The sequence below is a fragment of the Roseibium sp. ROS1 genome, from assembly GCF_054658215.1.
In genome coordinates, this window is sequence record NZ_BAAGIG010000002.1 from 637,798 (window position 1) to 657,745 (window position 19,948).

At 58.8% G+C, this 19,948-nt stretch carries 17 protein-coding genes; 11 read left to right on the top strand and 6 right to left on the bottom strand.

The genetic code is table 11. The annotated features are described in order from the left end of the window. Positions 1–16 precede the first annotated feature (16 nt). From ACYQ6M_RS11150 to rarD, 4 genes are read left to right on the top strand one after another with little or no spacing between them, the layout of a single operon-like run. Positions 17–511, top strand: a complete 495-nt coding sequence (locus ACYQ6M_RS11150; protein WP_075281645.1) for a GFA family protein — start codon at positions 17–19, stop codon at positions 509–511. Next, positions 508–1,005 (top strand): GFA family protein, encoded by a 498-nt coding sequence (locus ACYQ6M_RS11155; RefSeq protein WP_460073808.1) that lies wholly within the window; start codon positions 508–510, stop codon positions 1,003–1,005. Before ACYQ6M_RS11150 ends, ACYQ6M_RS11155 begins: the two co-directional genes overlap by 4 nt. Before the next feature lie 32 nt (positions 1,006–1,037). Continuing rightward, complete coding sequence (cimA, locus tag ACYQ6M_RS11160; protein WP_055653593.1) at positions 1,038–2,633, top strand: citramalate synthase; 1,596 nt, start codon at positions 1,038–1,040, stop codon at positions 2,631–2,633. A 40-nt stretch (positions 2,634–2,673) separates the two neighbouring features. Beyond that, positions 2,674–3,579, top strand: a complete 906-nt coding sequence (rarD, locus tag ACYQ6M_RS11165; RefSeq protein ID WP_460073809.1) for an EamA family transporter RarD — start codon at positions 2,674–2,676, stop codon at positions 3,577–3,579. 40 nt (positions 3,580–3,619) lie between these two features. Here the strand turns inward: rarD and ACYQ6M_RS11170 are convergent, their stop codons facing one another. Both ACYQ6M_RS11170 and ACYQ6M_RS11175 read right to left on the bottom strand, forming a co-directional pair. Beyond that, positions 3,620–4,873, bottom strand: coding sequence for a GGDEF domain-containing response regulator (locus ACYQ6M_RS11170; protein ID WP_055653596.1), 1,254 nt, complete (start codon positions 4,871–4,873; stop codon positions 3,620–3,622). A 125-nt stretch (positions 4,874–4,998) separates the two neighbouring features. Then, on the bottom strand, positions 4,999–5,634 hold the full coding sequence (locus ACYQ6M_RS11175; RefSeq protein WP_460073810.1) for an LOG family protein: 636 nt from the start codon (positions 5,632–5,634) through the stop codon (positions 4,999–5,001). Between the two features lie 243 nt (positions 5,635–5,877). Here ACYQ6M_RS11175 and ACYQ6M_RS11180 point away from each other — a divergent pair, with 243 nt between their 5' ends. The 3 genes from ACYQ6M_RS11180 (at position 5,878) to ACYQ6M_RS11190 (ending at position 10,114) form a co-directional block, all read left to right on the top strand. Then, positions 5,878–7,473 (top strand): LysM peptidoglycan-binding domain-containing protein, encoded by a 1,596-nt coding sequence (locus ACYQ6M_RS11180; RefSeq protein ID WP_460073811.1) that lies wholly within the window; start codon positions 5,878–5,880, stop codon positions 7,471–7,473. A gap of 244 nt (positions 7,474–7,717) precedes the next feature. Next, on the top strand, positions 7,718–8,116 hold the full coding sequence (locus ACYQ6M_RS11185) for an ArsR/SmtB family transcription factor (RefSeq protein WP_031270715.1): 399 nt from the start codon (positions 7,718–7,720) through the stop codon (positions 8,114–8,116). A gap of 111 nt (positions 8,117–8,227) precedes the next feature. Then, positions 8,228–10,114 carry an ABCB family ABC transporter ATP-binding protein/permease gene (locus ACYQ6M_RS11190; protein ID WP_035907987.1) on the top strand — a complete coding sequence of 629 codons (1,887 nt, stop codon included), beginning with the start codon at positions 8,228–8,230 and terminating at the stop codon, positions 10,112–10,114. 171 nt (positions 10,115–10,285) lie between these two features. Here ACYQ6M_RS11190 and ACYQ6M_RS11195 read toward each other — a convergent pair whose 3' ends face one another. Beyond that, the gene (locus ACYQ6M_RS11195) at positions 10,286–10,477 is read right to left on the bottom strand and encodes a hypothetical protein (RefSeq protein ID WP_460073812.1); all 192 of its coding nucleotides are present in this window, start codon (positions 10,475–10,477) and stop codon (positions 10,286–10,288) included. A 96-nt stretch (positions 10,478–10,573) separates the two neighbouring features. Here ACYQ6M_RS11195 and ACYQ6M_RS11200 point away from each other — a divergent pair, with 96 nt between their 5' ends. The 4 genes from ACYQ6M_RS11200 (at position 10,574) to ACYQ6M_RS11215 (ending at position 14,068) form a co-directional block, all read left to right on the top strand. After that, the gene (locus tag ACYQ6M_RS11200) at positions 10,574–11,515 is read left to right on the top strand and encodes a LysR family transcriptional regulator (RefSeq protein WP_055653605.1); all 942 of its coding nucleotides are present in this window, start codon (positions 10,574–10,576) and stop codon (positions 11,513–11,515) included. A gap of 71 nt (positions 11,516–11,586) precedes the next feature. Then, entirely contained in the window at positions 11,587–12,357 is a 771-nt protein-coding gene (locus ACYQ6M_RS11205; RefSeq protein WP_353653743.1) for a phosphatidylserine decarboxylase, read from the top strand. A 94-nt stretch (positions 12,358–12,451) separates the two neighbouring features. After that, positions 12,452–13,237 (top strand): CDP-alcohol phosphatidyltransferase family protein, encoded by a 786-nt coding sequence (locus tag ACYQ6M_RS11210; RefSeq protein ID WP_460074626.1) that lies wholly within the window; start codon positions 12,452–12,454, stop codon positions 13,235–13,237. A gap of 81 nt (positions 13,238–13,318) precedes the next feature. Continuing rightward, complete coding sequence (locus tag ACYQ6M_RS11215) at positions 13,319–14,068, top strand: SDR family oxidoreductase (protein ID WP_460073813.1); 750 nt, start codon at positions 13,319–13,321, stop codon at positions 14,066–14,068. A gap of 97 nt (positions 14,069–14,165) precedes the next feature. Here ACYQ6M_RS11215 and ACYQ6M_RS11220 read toward each other — a convergent pair whose 3' ends face one another. From ACYQ6M_RS11220 to ACYQ6M_RS11230, 3 genes are all read right to left on the bottom strand, one after another. After that, positions 14,166–15,119, bottom strand: coding sequence for a helix-turn-helix domain-containing GNAT family N-acetyltransferase (locus ACYQ6M_RS11220; RefSeq protein WP_460073814.1), 954 nt, complete (start codon positions 15,117–15,119; stop codon positions 14,166–14,168). 153 nt (positions 15,120–15,272) lie between these two features. After that, positions 15,273–18,836 (bottom strand): efflux RND transporter permease subunit, encoded by a 3,564-nt coding sequence (locus ACYQ6M_RS11225; protein WP_460073815.1) that lies wholly within the window; start codon positions 18,834–18,836, stop codon positions 15,273–15,275. Continuing rightward, positions 18,833–19,936, bottom strand: a complete 1,104-nt coding sequence (locus ACYQ6M_RS11230; protein ID WP_460073816.1) for an efflux RND transporter periplasmic adaptor subunit — start codon at positions 19,934–19,936, stop codon at positions 18,833–18,835. The genes ACYQ6M_RS11225 and ACYQ6M_RS11230 overlap by 4 nt, the downstream gene beginning before the upstream one ends. Between the last annotated feature and the right edge of the window lie 12 nt (positions 19,937–19,948).

Here is a 19,948-nt window from a genome sequence, read left to right on the forward strand (position 1 = left end):
GCAAGGAGAATTTCTGATGGGCGATAATGTTCAAAAGCTGAGTGGTGGTTGCCAGTGCGGCGCCGTGCGTTACCAGGTGACGGGAGAGGTCGGTCATCCGCATCTGTGTCATTGCCGGATGTGCCAGAAGGCATCGGGGAATTTCTTTCTGCCGTTGATCGGTGCTGCGAAGTCCGATTTTGAATGGACCCGCGGCGAACCCTCCTGGTTCCACTCTTCCAAGCCTGTCCGCCGGGGTTTCTGTGGAACCTGCGGCACGCCTCTGGCCTTTGATACGATTGGCGACGACCACATTTCCTTTACCCATGGCAGCCTGGACGATGTTGCCGCAGTCACGCCGGTTGAACAGTCCGGTGTCGAGGGGCGTGTCTCGTTCTACGGGCATCTTTTCGAACTGAACGAAACGCAGTCAAATCGGGACGACCTGCCAGGTGGGATCAATGATGTCACGGCAACCAACAATCAGCACCCCGATCATGACACGGATCATTGGGAAGGGAGGGGCGGATGACGGAGATCCGTACCGGAGGCTGTCAGTGCGGTGCCTTGCGGTTCAAGGTGGAAGGGCCACTGGGCGAGGCTTCCATCTGTCATTGCCGCATGTGCCAGAAGGCCTTTGGTGGCTTTTACGCGCCACTGGTCAGTGTTCCTGAAACATCCAGGCTTGTCTGGAAACGTGGATCGTTGAAGCACTTCCAGAGTTCCAATCACGCAACCCGGGGCTTTTGCGCCGATTGCGGTACGCCGCTAACCTATGAAGCGCCGGATGGCATTGCACTGGCCATCGGGACCTTTGACGATCCATCGCAAATCCCGCCCAGCATCCAGTTCGGCGTCGAGGCAAAGCTGCCTTATGCCGACAGCATGGCTCAAATTCCCGAAAGGGTGACGGAAGACGATATGGAGGCAGCGCCTTTTCTGGCGTCGCTCGTTTCGTTCCAGCACCCCGATCACGACACGGAAACCTGGCCACCGGTTCGCACCGGGGCAAATGACAACGAATAAAAGACAGCCCCGACGCTGCTCAGGATACGGATATGACCAAGGAACGGCTTTTTCTTTTCGACACGACTTTGCGTGACGGCGCCCAGACCAGCGGGGTCGACTTCTCTGTCAACGAGAAGGTTGTGGTTGCCGAACTTCTGGAGCGGCTTGGCGTCGATTACATTGAAGGTGGCTATCCGGGTGCCAACCCGACCGACAGTGAGTTCTTCAGTGAAAAGCGGACGCGCAAGGCAACGTTCACCGCGTTTGGCATGACCAAGCGCGCAGGCCGCTCGGCCGCGAACGATCCGGGGCTTCAGGACGTGCTGTCCGCAAGTTCCGATGCCTGCTGCTTCGTGGCCAAGGCATGGGACTACCATGTCCGGGTCGCGCTTGGTTGCACCAACGAGGAAAACCTCGATTCGATCTACGAGACCGTTACCGCAGCCGTTGCTGCCGGCAAGGAAGCGATGATCGACTGCGAGCATTTCTTCGATGGCTTCAAGGCCAATCCGGAATACGCGCTCAATTGTGCCCGCACGGCATACCATGCAGGCGCGCGGTGGATCGTTCTGTGTGACACCAACGGCGGCACGCTGCCCGACGAGATCTTCGACATCGTCACCAAGGTGCAGGAGGTTGTTCCCGGAACGCATCTCGGCATCCACACCCACGATGACACCGGTCACGCGGTCGCCAACTCACTGGCGGCAGTAGATGCCGGCGTAAGGCAGATCCAGGGAACCTTGAACGGGCTGGGTGAGCGCTGCGGCAACGCCAACCTCATCACCCTGATCCCGACACTCAAGCTGAAACCGGCATTCTCCGATCGGTTCGAAATCGGTGTCAGCGACGCTCAGTTGAAAGAGATCACTTCAATCTCCCATGCGTTCGATGAAATCCTCAACCGGTCGCCGGACAGGCAGGCCCCCTACGTGGGCGAAACTGCCTTCGCCACAAAGGCCGGTATTCATGCCTCCGCGATCCTGAAGGATCCGCAGACCTATGAACACGTCGCACCGGAAAGTGTCGGCAACCAGCGGCGGGTGCTGGTGTCCGACCAGGCCGGCAAGAGCAACCTTCTGGGAGAGCTGGCCCGGGTGGGCATCGAAGTCGACAAGTCAGACCCGCGTCTTGACCTACTGTTGGCGAAGGTCAAGGAACGGGAAGCCGAAGGCTATGCCTACGAGGCTGCCGACGCCTCGTTCGAGCTGCTCGCGCGCCGGGAATTGGGCGAGGTGCCGCGTTACTTCGCTGTCGAATCCTTCCGCGTGATGGTGGAACGCCGGTTTAACGCAATCGGCGATCTGGTCACGGTTTCGGAAGCCGTGGTGAAGGTCGATATCGACGGCGAAACCCGAATGTCGGTTGCTGAAGGCAACGGCCCGGTCAATGCGCTGGACATGGCACTGCGAAAGGATCTGGGCAAATACCAGTCTGCCATCGACGGCCTGGAACTGATTGACTATAAGGTGCGCATCCTCAATGGTGGCACGGGCGCTGTCACGCGCGTTCTGATCGAAAGCCAGGACACAGTCACGCACCGGCGCTGGTTCACGATCGGGGTATCCTCCAACATCGTCGACGCCTCTTTCCAGGCCCTGGTCGACTCCATTACATTCGCGCTGATGAAAGCCAACGTGGCCTGATCCTGGTCACGCGCCTTTCGGGCGCCAGAAAGGCAATGCCATGTCGCAGACGGTGACCAGCACCGAAGCGAATGCCGAATTCCGTCAGGGCCTTCTGTTTGGCCTGGCGGCATACGGCATGTGGGGCTTCCTCCCGGCCTATTACAAACTGACCGATACCGTGCCAGCAGATCTTGTGGTGTCTCACCGGATCCTCTGGTCGGTGCTTTTTGTCGGTCTGTTTCTCTATGCGCGCGGCCGCTGGCAGGAAGTGCGCGAGGTTTTTCGCCAGCCGAAGGTGCTCATGGGGCTGACGGCGTCTGCCACTTTCATTGCCGTCAACTGGCTGACCTTCGTCTGGGCAATTTCCAACAATAACGTGCTCGATATTTCGCTCGGCTATTTCATCAATCCGCTGGTCAGCATTCTGGTTGGCCTGTTCGTGTTGAGGGAAAAACTGACGACCTGGCAGGGGATTTCTGTCGGCGTTGCCGCCATTGCCGTGGTTCTGCAGGCGATCCTGGCAGGTGGGTTGCCGTGGGTGTCTCTGGTGCTGGCGTTTTCCTTCGCAGGCTACGGTTACGTGCGAAAAGTGACGCCCGTGAAGGCAACTCCGGGACTGTTCGTGGAAACGCTTGTGCTGTTTCCGCTCGCCGCCGGCTACATGCTGCTGAGCCTCAGCTGGGGTGTCGACGCAATGGTCTTGAACGATCCGCCGGTTCTGCTCGCCCTCGTGGGGACGGGCATTGTCACGGCCTTGCCGCTGATCTGTTTTTCCTCAGCCGCCCGGCGCCTCCCGCTCTTCATGCTGGGGCTTATGCAGTACATGGCGCCGTCCATGCACTTCCTGATGGCGATTTATATCTGGGGCGAACCGCTGGACCCGACCAAGCTGATGACTTTCGGCATGATCTGGGCTGCGCTGGTGGTGTTTACCTACGACAGCTGGCGGCGCTACCGCAGCTGAAACTAGGGTAATGGCAGCCAGGGCACTGTGGAAGATGCGGTCAGTCTGAAGAAACCAGCTGGCCGCGGCCACTGCGTTTGGCGGCATAAAGCCTGTGGTCGGCGGTCTTCAGGGCATCGCCAAACCTGCCGCTTTCGAGCGGGGCGACGCCGACGCTTGTCTTCATCAGATGTTCCTCGCCGTCGTGACGCACGGGCGAGGCCAGAACATTATCCAGAAGGTTTTGCAGTCCGTCGACAACCTCGGCTTCTTCCTTGTCCCGGAACACGATGCAGAATTCGTCGCCGCCGAGCCGCGAGACGATATCGTCTTCCTTTGCCAGCTTCATCATGTGGCGGGCAAAACTGATCAGAACCGCATCGCCGAAATCGTGGCCGAGTGAATCGTTGATTGCCTTGAAGGAATCCAGGTCGAGGAGCGCGAGCCAATGCGCTCGTCCTTCGGACACCGGCCAGGTCGCGATTGCCTTGGTGGCCTGTTCCAGAAGGTAACGGCGGTTGTAGAGACCCGTGAGGGAGTCCCGCATCGCCATGTTGTTGAGTTCCTCGATCCGGTAGATGTAGTCGAGGTTCTGCGACACGCGCAGCAGCAGCTCTTCCGGAGGGCAGTTCTTGTCGACGAAATCCGCTGCACCGTATTTCAGGAACCGCACCCGGTTGTCCGGATTGGCATAGGACGACATGCCGATGACGCCGACTTTCTCCGGGTCATGCACTCTGCGGACGGCTTTCAGAAAGGCAAAGCCGTCCTTGTCCGGCATGAAATAGTCCGCCAGGACAAGTTTGATGTCCTTGTAATCCTTCAGGGTCTGGAGGGCTTCGTCCGTAGAGCTGGCCTGATAGATCTTGTAAAGGTGCTTGCCGACGATCTTGGAGATCACGTCCCGCTCCACCGCGGAATCGTCCAGAATGAGAATGCCGATCTTGGGGTTCTGCGCCAGTTTCCGGATCAGGTCCGCAACATAGTTCAGGCTGCCGGGAGAATCCTTCAGAACGTAGTCAATAACGCCTTTTTCCAGGAACTTGCTTCGGGTTTTCGGGTCGAAGCGGCTGGTGAAGACGATCGTGGGAATATTCCACTTCTCGCAAAGATCGACGATTTCGCCGTCGGGGGCGTCTGGAAGGGTCAGGTCGACAAGAGCAAGGTCAGGTTCACCGATAGGCAGATTGAGGCAGTTCTCTGCCTCTTCGTAGCTACGCGCCACCATGATCTGGTGACGGCCGACCTCATGCAGTTTCTTGACGATTGCCTTCTCGAAAAACGCCGCATCTTCAACAAGAAGGGTAGTTTGCATTTAGTGGCCTGTTCTTCCTGCGTTTCGTGCGACGGTACTATTCAACTCCACAGACTGCAAATCGATTTGGTTCCAATATTCACAGTCATGGGAACGTATTCCCAACCTCTTTACTCAGTAGAGTTTTAGAGATCTGTTACCGAGGCGCATGCTTCTTGTGCCGGCAGGGGGTCACCGTTGATCGCGCGGCGCAGCATTGGCAGGATATCGTCCACGGATCGGGCAACAAGATAAGGAACTTCAGTATCCGGACGGATGTATCCCTGTGCCCGCATATGATCCAGAAGTTCCAGCAAAGGCGACCAGAAGCCGTTGAGGTTGGCCAGTGCCACCGGCTTGCGGTGTTGTCCGAGTTGGGCCCAGGTCATCATTTCGACGGCTTCTTCCAGGGTGCCTATACCGCCGGGCAACGCGATGAAGGCGTCGGCTTTCTCGAACATCAGGTGTTTGCGCTCGTGCATGTCCTGCGTGACGATCAGGTCTTCGAGGGTGTCCAGCATCACCTCGCGTTTTTCCAGGAAACGCGGAATGATTCCCGTCACCTTGCCGCCGGCTTCGAGGGCGGCATTGGCCACGGTTCCCATCAGACCGACAGAGCCGCCGCCATAGACAAGTCGAAGGCCAGCCTCGGCAATTAGCTGGCCCAGACGGGTGGCGGATGCCTCGTGTGCAGGGTCCGAACCGAAGCTGGACCCGCAGTAAACACAGACGCTTGTAAGCTGATTTTGAGAAACCGTATTCATGACGCAAAGATGTGGCATTCAGATTGCCACAAGGTCAAGCATTCTGTTTGAAAGGCCTTGGTTCTGAACCGGGTTTTCTTGCCGCGCCTGGAAAAGACGGCTATGCATGAACCACGATCTGAAGAAGAGCCGACGGCAAAGGAAACATGGCCATCAAGGTCAGGAGTTCGGCTGAGACAGGCAGCACCCGAAAGGGCGCAAACAGGGGAACGGATTTGGAAAGCGCCGCATCGCCTGGCTGCTTTCCCGGCAGGACACACAATGAATAACAAGACACTCATCTGGACTTTGATCGTAGCCGTGCCTGTTGGCCTGGCCGCTCTCGTGACGGGCTACATCTATCGCGATACGGGGCGTCTGCCTTTCCAGAGCGGTCCCGAAGTTGCCGCCACGCCATCGGTCTCCGGCGACAGTGCCACGACCGAACAGGCTGCAGGCTCTGATACAGGCACAAAGACGCAATCTGCAGAAACAGATAAGGCTGATGCCTCAGATGAGGCGCCTGCCGCGGAAACGGCAAGTGCAGGCCCTAGCTTTGACGTTGTCGGCGTTGAGCCGACCGGTGAAACGGTCGTTGCGGGCCGGTCTGTCGCTGGCGCTATCGTTGCCTTGACTGCCAACGGCAAGGTTGTCGGCAAGAGCATTGCCAATGAGGTCGGTGAATGGACCATCATTCTGGATGAGCCGTTGAAGCCGGGCGACTATGACGTTGGCCTGGAGGTTCATGACGATACCGGCAAAGCGATTGCCACGTCCGAAGAACGGCTTGCCGTTTCTCTGCCGGAAGGCGGCAAGGAACAACCCCTTGTGGTTCTGAACACGCCTGACGGTCCGTCGGACGTCTTGCAAAAGCCTGAGGCCGAGCAGCAGGTGGCTTCCATCACTTCGACTGGCGAAGGTTCGCAAACAGCTGCGACAACGGATTCTGCAGAAGGCACCGCCACCGAGGCCTCCGGGTCGACGTCCGCAACTGAAACTGCTGCTGCGGAACCTGCCGCAGGGACCTCTGCAAGCCAGCAGACGGCCTCCCGGGAGACGAGCGAACAGCCCGCCGGTACCTCTGAGCAGACCGCTGTTGCGTCTGCCGACACCACTTCATCTGGAACAGGCACCGCAGAGCCGGAAACGGCCGGCAATGGTGCCGCCGTTTCAACGGCTGAAGCATCCGGACAGGCGGCTTCAGCAGAAACCGAAGTTGCTTCGACGTCATCAGGGGCAGCGCCGGCAGCTTTAGCGACACAGGACAGTGGCGCAGACGTTGCGCAAGCCGGCCAGAATGAACCGGCTGATGTTCCCGCAGCAGCACCGGATGCGCCGACGGTGACCGTGGAAGCCGTGGAATCCGAAAAGGACAAGGTCTTTGTTGCCGGTACCGGCGAACCTGGGTCATCGGTTCGTGTCTACGTCGGCGACGAGTTTCAGGGCGAGGCTAAGGTCGGTTCGGGCGGGAAGTGGCTGATTGAAGGCGGAAAGAATATTTCTGAAGGAAATGTCGAGGTTCGCGCCGATTTGATCGGTGAGGATGGCAGCTCGGTCGACGCCCGTGCAGCCGTTACCTTTGAAAAGGAACAGGACAAGCAGATTGTGCTGACCAAGGTCGTCGCAAGCGGTGAGGGTGCAGGAGCCGACGGCCAGGGCGCGGAAGTGAAAAAATCTCTTCCCGTCGTGATCATCCGCAAGGGGGATAACCTGTGGCGGATCTCCCGGCGTCTTTATGGAGAGGGCGTTCGCTATACAACGATCTACAAGGCCAACCAGCAACAGATCCGCAATCCTGATCTGATTTACCCGGGGCAAGTGTTCCTGACACCAGAAGGCGATCTCAGCTGGCCGAAACCAGACGAAAACAACGGCTGAGGTGACACCGGCCTCTGTCGGCACTTCGGGCGTTGTCGGCACGTCTGAAATCGGCCATGGGCATTTATAAAATTCTCGGCTGTTGGCGCTGCTTAACTCTGTCAGTTATGCCTTGGTTGAATGTCAAAAATGAAGGCAGGGGACCGGAATGATCCTCTGCCTTTTTGCATCAGCCCCTTGTTTTTTTGATGATTCATCGCATATCAACGATGAAACAAACAATCGTGAATGAGGAAACCGCCCCATGAGCGGGACGGATCTGCCGGCCGGTGGAAATTGCATGACCTCCAAGGAAGGTCTGGCAAGTTGCGAGGAACTCGCGGCTATCTTCCGTGCACTTGGACATCCGGCCCGGTTGGCAATCATCAAGCAGCTCGCAAGCCGTCAGGGCGCCTGCTGCGGTGAGATCGTCAGTCACCTGCCGTTGGCTCAGTCGACCGTGTCTCAGCATTTGCAGGTTTTGAAGGACGCCGGGCTCTTGTGCTGTGACACGCGGGGCAGGAATTGCCACTACGCGCTCAATTGGCAAGTGCTCAGTCTGGCGGAGTGCCGGACCAAGGACTTCTGGGAGCGCCTGAACGCGGCGCAGCCGGACCAGGCAGGACAGTCAGCCGGTGCGCAAGTGGTTTCCGCTTCAGACTAACCCAAGTGGCCGCCTTCCGCGGCCTGGAGATTTTGTGTGACCGATCAGACAGCGACCCCGCCGCAAAAGCCTTCGGCTGCGGCTGCCGGCAGCCATTCCGCTCAAGCGCACATCCGCAAGCCTGTCAATGCAGACGAAGGCAGCACCTTCACAACGCTGGCCAACCTGTGGCCCTACATCTGGCCGTCTAATAGGCCGGATCTCAAGCAGCGCGTGCTTCTGGCCATTTTTGCACTGATCATTGCCAAGATCGTGACGGTCCTGTCGCCGTATTTTTTCGCCTGGGCGACGGATGCACTGACAGGTGAAGGCTCCAACCTGCCTGCTTTCCTGGTAGCTCCGGTCATGCTGGTGCTCGCCTATAATGCAGCCCGCGTATTGGCAGTGGCTTTCAACCAGCTGCGTGATGCGCTGTTTGCCCGGGTCGGCCAGCATGCCGTACGCCAGCTCGCAATCCTGACATTCCGCCACCTGCACCAGCTTTCCCTGCGTTTCCACCTTGCCCGGCGGACGGGTGGGCTCAGCCGTGTGATTGAGCGCGGGGTGAAGGGCATAGAGGCGATTGTCCGCTTCACCATCTTGAACGGCATTCCGACGGTTCTGGAATTTGCCATCATGGCAGCCGTGATCTGGTACCAGTTCGGTTTCCTTTATGTTGTGATCGTCGCGGTGATGATCGTCGCCTACGTCTGGTTCACCATCAAGACCTCGAACTGGCGGATCGGCATTCGCCGCGAGATGAACGACAGCGACACGGATGCCAACTCCAAGGCCATCGACAGTCTGCTCAACTTCGAAACGGTCAAGTATTTCGGCAACGAAAACATGGAAGCTGCGCGCTTCGATGTCTCCATGGCGAAATATGAGAGCGCCGCGACGAAAACCTGGACGTCCCTTTCGTGGCTCAACTTCGGTCAGGCGGTCATCCTGGGCATTGGCATGGCCGCCTGCATGGGGCTGTCTGCGCAGGCCGTACTGGCGGGCGAGCAGAACATCGGCGACTTTGTCCTGATCAACGCGCTGCTGATGCAGATTTCCATTCCGCTCAACTTCATCGGCTTCCTCTACCGTGAAATCCGTCAGGGTCTTGCGGATATCGAATCCATGTTCGACCTGCTGATGGTTCCCGCCGAAATCGAGGACAAGCCCGACGCCAGCCCGTTGAAGGCTGTTGAGGGAAAGATTGCGTTCAAGAACGTTCGCTTTCACTACGATCCCGACCGGCCGATCCTCAAGGGGATCGACTTTGAGGTTCCAGCAGGCAAGACCGTCGCCATCGTCGGTCCCTCCGGTGCGGGCAAATCGACGATCTCCCGTCTCCTGTTCCGGTTTTACGACGTCACCGACGGTTCAGTCGAGATCGATGGCCAGGATGTCCGAAACGTGACGCAGGAAAGCGTGCGTCAGGCCATCGGCATGGTTCCGCAGGATACGGTGCTCTTCAACGATACCATTGCCTACAACATCCGCTATGGCCGCCCGGACGCCAGCGACGAGGAAGTGCGGGAGGCCGCGCGCATGGCGCAGATCCATGACTTCATCGAAAGGCTACCTCAGGGCTATGACGCGGAAGTCGGCGAGCGCGGATTGAAACTGTCGGGCGGTGAAAAGCAGCGTGTTGCGATTGCCCGCACCATCCTGAAATCTCCGCCGATCCTCATCCTCGATGAGGCGACATCGGCGCTTGATACACATACCGAACGCGAGATCCAGTCGGCGCTGGATGAGGTTTCGCAGGATCGGACGACGCTGGTGATTGCTCACCGCCTGTCGACCGTGGTCAATGCGGACCAGATCATCGTTCTGGAAGGTGGCGAGATTGCCGAGCGCGGCACCCATCAGGAGCTGCTGGCCAAGGAAAACGGTCTTTATGCATCCATGTGGGCTCGTCAGCGCGAGGCGGACGAAGCCGAAGAACGGTTGCGGGCAGCGCGGGAAAACGACGATCTTGGTATCGTCACACGTGGTCAAAGGGCTGATTACGTACCGGCGAAATAGGTCTGGCGACAGCTATTTCTGGTCATCCGGGCCTAGCCGAGCCTTAACCGGGAGAGGGAATGCACCTGTTCCCGGTATGACGCTGACCCTTGAAAGAGATCTGGGCGCAATTATCCCGGATCTCCACCACCGGTCTTCCTGGATGACAAGAAGTCAGAAACTTGCCGGAGGTCAGGCTGCACGAAATGTTTGAGGTGCCTGATCATTGTCGCAGGCTACATGGCCTGTTGTCGGCAGATTGTTGTTTGGGGCAGCTTCACCCCTTTTGAACAACAGTCTTGAAAGTGCCTTGGCAAGGCGACGCAGTTCGGCGTGACGGGCCGCGCGGGCGCGGGCTTCGTAGTCGTCTCCTGTATGTGTCATAATGCTCTCCATCGCTTGGGATGAGCATTTGTCTCATATTGCGTTCCTTCGAAGAATGAGGCTAGTGTAGAATTAATTCTTCGAAAGATTGGAACAATGAGACTGGAAGACCTGCAGTTTTTTGTCCGCATAGCGGAACTGGGCAGCATGGCTGCTGCCGGCCGGGAAATCGGCTTGTCGCCTTCAGCTGCCAGCACGCGGTTGACCGGCCTTGAGAAGTCCTTCGGATCCCAGCTTTTTGCCCGCACCACCAGACGCACGATGTTGACGGAAGCCGGCCGTGTTTTGCTGCAACACGCGCGCACCGCAGTTGGTGAGATCGAACAGGCCCGCTCGATCCTGGAAGCCTCCACAGAAGCGCCGCGCGGCTCGCTTCGGTTTTCCTGCAACACATTCTTCGGAAGAAAGCACATTCTGCCGTATCTGGTGGAGTTCCGCGAACTCTACCCGGATATCAGGCTGGAAATGGATTTTTCCGACAGGATCGTGGACGTGATCGAGGAAGGCTATGACATGGCGGTGAGGGGAGCGCCACTGACCGATTCCTCTCTGCTGTCCCGCAAGCTGGGTGGCAATCCAAGAGCCCTGTGTGCATCACCGGCCTACCTGGCTCGCAAGGGCGTGCCGCACACACCGGAAGACCTTGCCAACCACGACTGTATCGCCATGGCCTCCATGCCGTTCTGGTATTTCAACGGGCCGGAGGGGGAGGTCGCTTTCGAAATCCAGAAGCCGGTCATCAAGGGCGATAGCGGCGACCTGACTTACGACGCCGCGCTTCACGGCCTTGGCCTCAGTCTGAAGTCACTGGCACATGTCTGGGAAGACCTGCGCGACGGGCGTCTGGTCGCCGTCATGGAAGACTATACGATTGCCCGCACCGGGGCGATCTGGGCCGTTTATCCGCCAAGCCAGTTCGTTCCGCCCAAGGTGACCGCCTTTGTCGATTTCCTGATTTCAAAGTACGGTCGACCGCCCTACTGGGAGAGCGACTATCGGACGGCTTCCACTGGCTCAAGTGGGTCGCAAACCGTGTGATTTTCATGAAAAGCAGGTTCTCTTTGCCTTGAAAAGCCACTAGAAGCGGGGCAGAAGCTAAAGCGCAACGGGTGCGTTCAGTCCCGGGCCGGGAATACGCCTGCCGCCAGGCAGCAATGGAAAGCGAAGAAAAGAAGATGTCGATAGTCGATTCCGTCTCCAAGGCCATGGTGCCGATCCATCGTGAAGGCTGGCCCTTCATCGCGATTGCTCTGGTGGCGACGCTCGTTATCGGCTGGTTCATCGATCCGCTGTTCTGGATCGGCCTCTTCCTCACGGGGTGGGTCTGTTATTTCTTCCGCGATCCCAAGCGTGTGACGCCTGTCGGCGAAGGGCTGGTGATTTCTCCGGCAGATGGTGTCGTCAGCCTAGTTGGCCTGGCACGCCCGCCTGCTGAGCTGGAACTCGGCGCTGAACCGCTGATGCGGGTCTCCATCTTCATGAACGTGTTCAACTGCCATGTGAACCGGGCACCTGTTGGCGGGCGCATAGAGCGCGTCGCCTACCGTGCCGGCAAGTTTCTGAACGCGGAACTGGACAAGGCCAGTGAAGACAACGAGCGCAACGGACTGGTCATCGACACCGGCAACGGCCGGATCGGTGTCGTGCAGATCGCCGGTCTTGTTGCCCGCCGTATTGTCTGCTTCGTTCGTGAAGGAGAAAATCTCTCTGCTGGCGAGCGCTTTGGTCTGATCCGTTTCGGTTCGCGTCTTGATGTCTATTTTCCGGTCGGAACCCAGCCAAAGGTTGCCCTCGGCCAGACCATGATTGCCGGCGAGACCGTGCTGGCCGATCTGTCGGCACCGCAAAGCCCGGCTCAGTCCCTGACCCGTGTAAGCTGAGGCCACCGTGAACGAGACGCCCGATCAAGGACCGGCCGACACCCGCAGAACACCGCGCTTCCGGCGCGTACCCTTGCGCCTGATCATTCCGAACATGGTGACGTTGCTGGCGCTGTGCTCCGGTCTGACGGCTGTGCGCATGGCCTTCGAAGGCCGCTGGGAATTCGCGGTCGGTGCCGTTCTCGTGGCAGCCGTCTTGGACGGGCTCGATGGCCGTGTCGCCCGCATGATGAAGGGAACGTCGCGTTTCGGTGCGGAACTGGATTCCCTCTCGGATTTCGTCAATTTCGGCGTCACGCCGGCCTTGATGCTCTATCTCTGGATCCTCAAGGATGCAGGCAACATGGGGTGGATCGCAGGCCTTATCTTCGCGATTTCAGCCGCACTCCGTCTGGCGCGTTTCAATGTGGCCCTGGACGATCCGAACAAGCCTGCCTGGGCGTCACGTTTCTTCACAGGCGTGCCTGCACCGGCTGGAGCGCTGACCGTGCTCCTGCCGCTTTATCTCGATTTTCTCGGCCTGTTTCCGCACTGGTTCGCAGATTCAGCTTTTGTTGCAGTCTATACGATCGGAGTTGCCTTCCTGCTGATCAGCCGTTTGCCGACCTATTCCGGCAAGACGCTGGGCACGAGGGTGCGCCGCGACTTCGTATTGCCGTTGTTCCTGGTTGCGGTTCTGGTGGTGGCGCTGACCGTTTCCTATCCTTTCCGGATGTTGGCGGGAGGAGCGGTCCTTTACCTGCTGACCATTCCGTTGTCCTGGCGTGCGCACAGGAAGCTGGTGCTCGCAGACGCCTCGCTGGGCCTCGATGACGACGGTGACGAATGCGATACAGATCTCGACAACATCGCGGACAGGGACAAGGACCACGGCGGCTGACGCACACCTGATCGCAAATCGGGTTTCAGCAGGCGATTTTCTGGTTCAATTAGGCCTCCTCGACAAATGAGGAGCCTTCTCATGCTTGATGGAAAGACAATTCTGATCACCGGTGCCAGCAGCGGCATCGGAGCGGCTGCCGCGCGTCTTCTGGCTGACACCGGTGCGAACCTGATGCTGGCTGCCCGACGGGAAGACCGACTGAAAGAGCTGCGGGCATCATTGCCCCATGCATCCAACCGGATCGCACTGTTCGTTGGCGATGTCTGCGATACCACATTTTCCGAAGCTTCCGTGAAAGCGACCCTCGACGCCTTTGGTGGCCTCGACGGTGCCTTCAATAATGCAGGTACGCTAGGAGAGATGGGGCCGGTGCCGGACATGAGCATGGAAACCTGGAACCATGTTGTCGCCACCAATCTCAACAGCGCCTTTCTCGCGGCCAAATACCAGATCCCGGCCATGCGCGAGCGGGGAGGCGGATCGATTGTGTTCACCTCATCGTTCGTTGGCCATACCATCGGTTTTCCGGGCATGGCCGCCTATGCGGCTGCGAAGGCGGGGCTTGTCGGCCTGACACAGGTTCTGGCCGTGGAACACGGACCGGAAAACATACGGGTCAATGCTCTTCTTCCTGGTGGCACGAAGACCGAGATGGGGGGCGATGACCCGGCATTCCGCGAGTATATCGCCGGCCTCCACGCATTGAAGCGGATGGCTGAACCCGAAGAGATCGCCAAGGCGGCTGCGTTTATGCTGTCCGACGCCAGTTCTTTTGTCACCGGTTCCGCCATGCTCTGTGATGGCGGAAACTCCATCTCCAAGGGATGAGCCAGCACAGGAACGGTTCTGGCGAAGACCCGAACCGTTCCTTTTGGGCTGAAAGGCTGATACGGCCCGGTGATAGGGGCCTGCGGGGCCTGCGAATTTATTTTGGGCGAATTCTTATGAATTTCTGTTCCGTGACGGCCTTGCCCCACTGGTCGCCGACATATTCCTCCGCAAGGGTGAACCCGTTTCTTTCGTAGAGCACACGTGCGGCTTCAAGCCCCTTGAGCGTCCAGAGGTGGATTTCATCGAACCCAAGCGTATCCGAGTGTTCCAGGGCTTTCTGGAGCAGCACTTTTCCCAGTCCTTTGCCTCGCAGGCGTTCGGACAGAATGAACCAGCGCAAATGTGCGATGTTGTTGCCTAGGTCTTCGCCATCGATTGTGATCGATCCGATAACGGCTCCGTTTTCGAGCACGCTCCAGCTGTTGTTCATCGGTTTGCCGATGCGCGGCATGAATTCGGCCATGGCGTTTGAGACCACACTTTCAAAGGTTGGCCCCATACCGACGATGTGGCCGTGAGTGCGGGCATGCATTCCGGCAATGTCGCCGATCATTCCGGTTTGATAACCTTCAGCGACCGTGAATTGTGGCTGGTAATCTGCCGGCGTTTCCTGCGGCATGGCGAGCGCTTCCGCATAAGCGGACATGGCATCGCAAATTTCTTGTGCCTTGTCCCCGTTGATCCGGTTGAGCGCCCTTCGAGCAAGGGCATCGCCAAAGTTGTCGATCTTCGCAAAGGTGGCCTTACCGGTTTCGGTCAAAGTCAGTCCGAATGATCGGCCATCGCTGTCAGACCGGGTTTGTGTGATTTCCCCGCGGGCCTCGAGTGACTTCAGCAAACGGCTGATGGTCGATTTCTCGAGCTTCAGTCTCGTCGAGATTTCCTTGGCAGTAATGCCTGGGTTCAAACCGATTTCCATCATTGCGTGGACACCTGAACCGGACAGATCCGTACCGGCGATGGTCTTGTCCAGAAAGCCGAATTCCCGGACCAGTTGGCGGGACGCTGCACGGATATCGTTGACGAGGGAGGGGGAATGCTGGGACATGCAAAAGCCTATATAGTTGTATATTGCAACTATATTGATTGATGGGCCGCAATTCAAGGGGCAGTGGTTGGAATTCGGGTGAAGACACTCTGCATGTTGCAAACAAAAAGGCCGCCGGAAACCGGCGGCCTTTTTGCTTGGAGGTGCATAGGATCACTCTGCCGCGTGCGGCAGTTCCTCCTGCGGGGGGATTTTCGGTTGCGACGGCTTCGGCATGGAAACCACCTTTGCAGCCGGGCGCTGTTCGGGCTGATCGCCAAGAGCCACAGGTTCCGGAGTTACCTCCTCGGTGGCAGTACCTGGCTTGCGCCGTACGGTGGACACCACCTTCCAGAAGGTGCTTGACCATACACTCGGCAGCGCAATCATGACCGGGATCATCAGCAGCGTCAGCAAGGTGGAGAAAGCAAGGCCGGATATGACCGCCGTTGCCAGCTGCACCCACCAGACCGCCGTGATGCCGCCATAGGTGATCACCTGATTGAAGAAATCGAAGTTGATCATGGTGGCCATGGGCACCAGGCCGGCGATGGTCGTGATGGTGGTCAGCAGGATCGGCCGGATTCGCTGAGCGGATGTTTTCAGGATCGCGTCCAGCGGGGGAAGGCCGTCATGAAGGAACCTGTTGTAGGTATCGATCAGAACGATGGCATTGTTGACCACAATCCCGGCAAGCGCCACCACCCCGGTCCCGGTCATGATGATCGAGAACGGCTGATTGGTGACGAGCATTCCGAGCAGCACCCCGAACACTGACAGAACCACCGTCGAGAGCGTTAGGATCGTCTGGTAGAACGAGTTGAACTGGGTCAGCAGGATCAGGAACATCAGGAACAGCGATGCCACCATCGCCTTCATCAGGAACTCGCCTGACTCCTGCTGGTCCTCATCCGCGCCGCGGAATTTCAGAAACACGTTGGCAGGCCATTCCTGCGTATCCAGCCACTTCTGAAGAGCTGCAACCTGTTCTGTCGGCGTGGAACCGCTTTCCGGATTGACCGCCGCCTTCACGAACATGGAATAGAGCCCGTCACGACGCACGATTTCCGACACCTTCTGGGCCGGTTCGCGGCTGACGAAGTTTGCCAACGGCACCAGTCCAAGCGAGGTCTGCAGCCGCAGCTGATCGAACCGGTCGATGGTCCGCTCGTTCTCCGGCAGGCGCACGCGAATGTCCACCTCGTCCTCGCTGTCTCCGGGACGATAGGTACCGATCAGAACACCGTTGGTGACCAACTGGACCATGTTGCCAACGGAAGCGATGCTTGCCTGGTAGCGGCCGGCCTGTTCCCGATCGATTGAGATCTGCCATTCGATGCCGGGCAGGGGACGGTCGTCCTCCTGGTTCATCAGCGTATCCATGCCGTTGATGTGCTCGCGAATGCGGGCGACAGCAGCAACCATGTCGTTGTAATCGGTGGACTTGATCTCCAGCTGAACGTCCTTGCCCGTTGGCGGACCGCCTTCGATCTTGCGGGTCTCCACCTTGATGCCGGGGATGTCACTGGTCGCGTTACGGATGTCGGCGAAGATCTCCTTCGCCACCCGGCGGCAGCAGAAGTCTGCAAGCTCGATATTGATCTCGCCCATCACGTCGGCAGGCTTGTCCTGGACGTCGCCGACGGAGGGGCCGCCGGACGAACCGCCGGGTGTGAACGCGTTGGTGATGACATTGTCGACGCCCGGAATGGACATGATCCTGTCTTCAACCTGCACAACGAGATCGCGCGCTTCCGAGGCAGACATGTTGCCACGGCCGGAAACAAGAACCACCGCTTGTTCCGGTTCTTCATCGATGAAGAACTGAACACCGGTCGGGTTCGCCATGAACGCGCCGACGATCGCAAAGCAACTGCCGATCAGCAGCACGATGGCGGCGATGTTGCCGATCGGGTTGCCTGCAAACATCTTCAGGATGCGAACATAGATGCCGGTAAACCCGCTTACTTTCTTGACATCGAACGCTTCGGAGCCGGAAAGGGCGGCAGCTTCCGCACGTTCCTTTTCGGCTCTCTTGGCAGCTCGTGCTTGAGACCAGCGCACAAACGGAAGAAGCAGCTTGTAGGAAACAAAGCCGACAAGGACGAGGGCCACCAGGCCGCACAGGATGGCGATGCCGGTTGCAGCCACCGCTGGCACGACGCCTTCGAGAGCCATCGGTACGAACGGGCCGAATCCGACAATGACGGCGGCCAGAACGCCAAATGTCAGCGCCAGAAGTCCAGCGGCATATCTGTTCAGGAAATGCGAGACCTGGGCCAGGATGCCCCCTGTCACCGGCAGGAACACCATGGCGGTGAACAGCGAGGCGGTGAGGACGATGATCACCATGATCGGCAGGTAGCTCATGAACTCGCCGGCAACACCGGGCCACAGCAGCATGGGCAGGAACGCTACCAGCGTGGTGGCCGTCGAGGAGACGATCGGCCAGAACATCAGCTTCGCGGCGCGGATATAGGCCTCGCGGTCTTCCATGCCTTCCTGGATCTTGCGGTCGGCATATTCGGTCATCACGATGGCGCCGTCGACCAGCAGGCCAACGGTCAGAACGAGGCCGAACATGACCATGTTGTTGACCGTGTAGCCAACGCCGCCAAGGATCAGGAAGCCGACCATGAAGGAGGTCGGGATCGCCAGACCGACGAGCAGCGCGGAGCGCATGCCAAGCGCCGCCAGAACCAGGATCATCACCAGGAAGATCGCCGTCAGGATCGACGATTGCAGCGAGCCAAGCACTTCGAAGATGTTGTTGGACTGGTCGAGCATCATGTCGACGCGAACGGTTTCCGGCCAGTCCCTGGAGGCATGTTCGACAACTTCACGGACTGCCGCGTTGTTCTCGATGATGTTGGTGCCGATACGCTTGACGACCTGAAGAGCAATTGCCCGGTTGCCATTGACGCGTGTGTAGGCGTTGGGATCCTTGAAGGTGCGCCGGATCTCGGCGACATCTGCAAGGGTCACCACACCTTCACCGCTCTGTTTCAGCGGAAGTGTGTAGACATCCTCTGCGGTCTCGACGAGACCAGGCACCTTTACGTTGAAGCGGCCCTTGCCGCCGTCGATAAAGCCCGCAGGAACAAGCTGGTTGTTGAGCTGTAGCGAGTTCAGGAGCTCCTGCTGGGTGATCGAGTAGGATTCCAGTTTCTGGGTGTCGATCAGGACTTCCAGCAGCTCTTCGCGGTGCCCGGTCAGATCCGCCGACCGGACGGTGTCGATGGCCTCGATCTCGTCCTTGAGACGCCGGGCGTGCTTGTAGAGCGTGCGCTCCGGCACGTTGCCCGACAAGGCGATGATCATGGTCGGCGCAAGTGCGAAGTTCATTTCCGTGATCGTCGGCTCTTCAGCCTCGTCCGGCAGCTTGCTCTTGGCCTGGTCGACCTTGTCGCGCACGTCCGCCAGCGCCTCGTCCTTGTTGAACGAGATGTCGAACTCCAGCACGATGCCGGCATGACTTTCCGACGCGATCGCGGTGATTTCCTTCAACCCGTCAAGGCCGCGCAACTCCGTTTCCATCGGCCGCACGAGCAGGCGCTCGGAGTCTTCCGGAGAAATGCCCTGCTGGGTGATCGAAATGTAGAAGATCGGCAGATCAATGTCCGGGCTGGCTTCTTTCGGGATCGAGATATAGGTGGCGACACCGGCAACGATCAGCGCCAGCATCATCACGAATACCGTCTTGGGGCGCCGAAGGACGCCTTCAAGCATGTCTATCATTGACTCACCTCTGCCGTCTCAAAGACCGGTTGCACGAGTTCTCCATCCGAGACGTATTCCTGCCCCACGGTGATGGCGACGACTTCGTCGGGAAGACCGCCGATCCACATTCCGTCCTGTTCTCCACCCAGCACCTTGACGGGGTAGAAGAGAGTCTTGTTGTTTTCATCGACTGCACGAATGCCGACCTGGCCGGCGTCGTTCAACGTCAGAATTGCTGGCGAAATCTTATGTGCCTTCTCCGCAGCCAGCTCCAGCTTGGTGACTGCCGTCACGCCGTCCCTGGCCTTGCCGTCGGGATTGGGAAGCTCGATCTCGATACGGAAGGTTTTCGTGTCTGGATTTGCCGTCGGCGAGATGTAACGCACCTTGCCGTTGAGCGATTCACCCGTCACGAGCGTGACCGTTGCCGGCATGTCCAGCGAGATTTCGGAGATATTCAGTTCCGACACTTCGCCGATGGCAATCATCGGATCCGCATCAACCACCGTCGCGCAGATGCCGCCTTGTTCAAGCTGTGCGCCGATTTCAGCCATGGGGCTCTGGATGACACCAGCAATCGGCGAGCGGATAACTGTGTGTTCCAGCTCCTGCTCGGCCTCAATCAGGCGTGCCTTTGCAGCATCGAGCTGGGCCTGCAGGGCAGCCACACGGGTTTGAGCGGTAAAGCCCTTGCTGTTCAACTGAGTTGCTGCCTCATGGTCCAGTTGCGCCTGAGCCAGGGCAGCCTTGGCTTCCAGAATGCGTGACTGCCGCGATCCCTTGTCGAGAACACAAAGCACGTCGCCGGCGGCGACATGCGCGCCTTCCTGCGCCGGGCGCTCCACCACGTCATCGGTTGTCTTGGATCTGACAGCCACCGTGGCTTCGGCTTCGGTGCGCCCGCGCACTTCCAGAACGGCTCGACGGTCTTGCGCCACCAGACGTTCCACCTGAACGCGGAAGGTCTCTGTGGACGCCTGGCTGACCCTGAGCGCCGGGGGCGGGGTGGCATGTTCGCTGTCGCCGACACCACCGATCACCATCGTGCCGCTATACATCCAGAAACCGATGCCGGCCGCGATGCCGGTCGCCAGGAGGTAGGAAAACTTCACTCGCATTGTCTAAAGCTC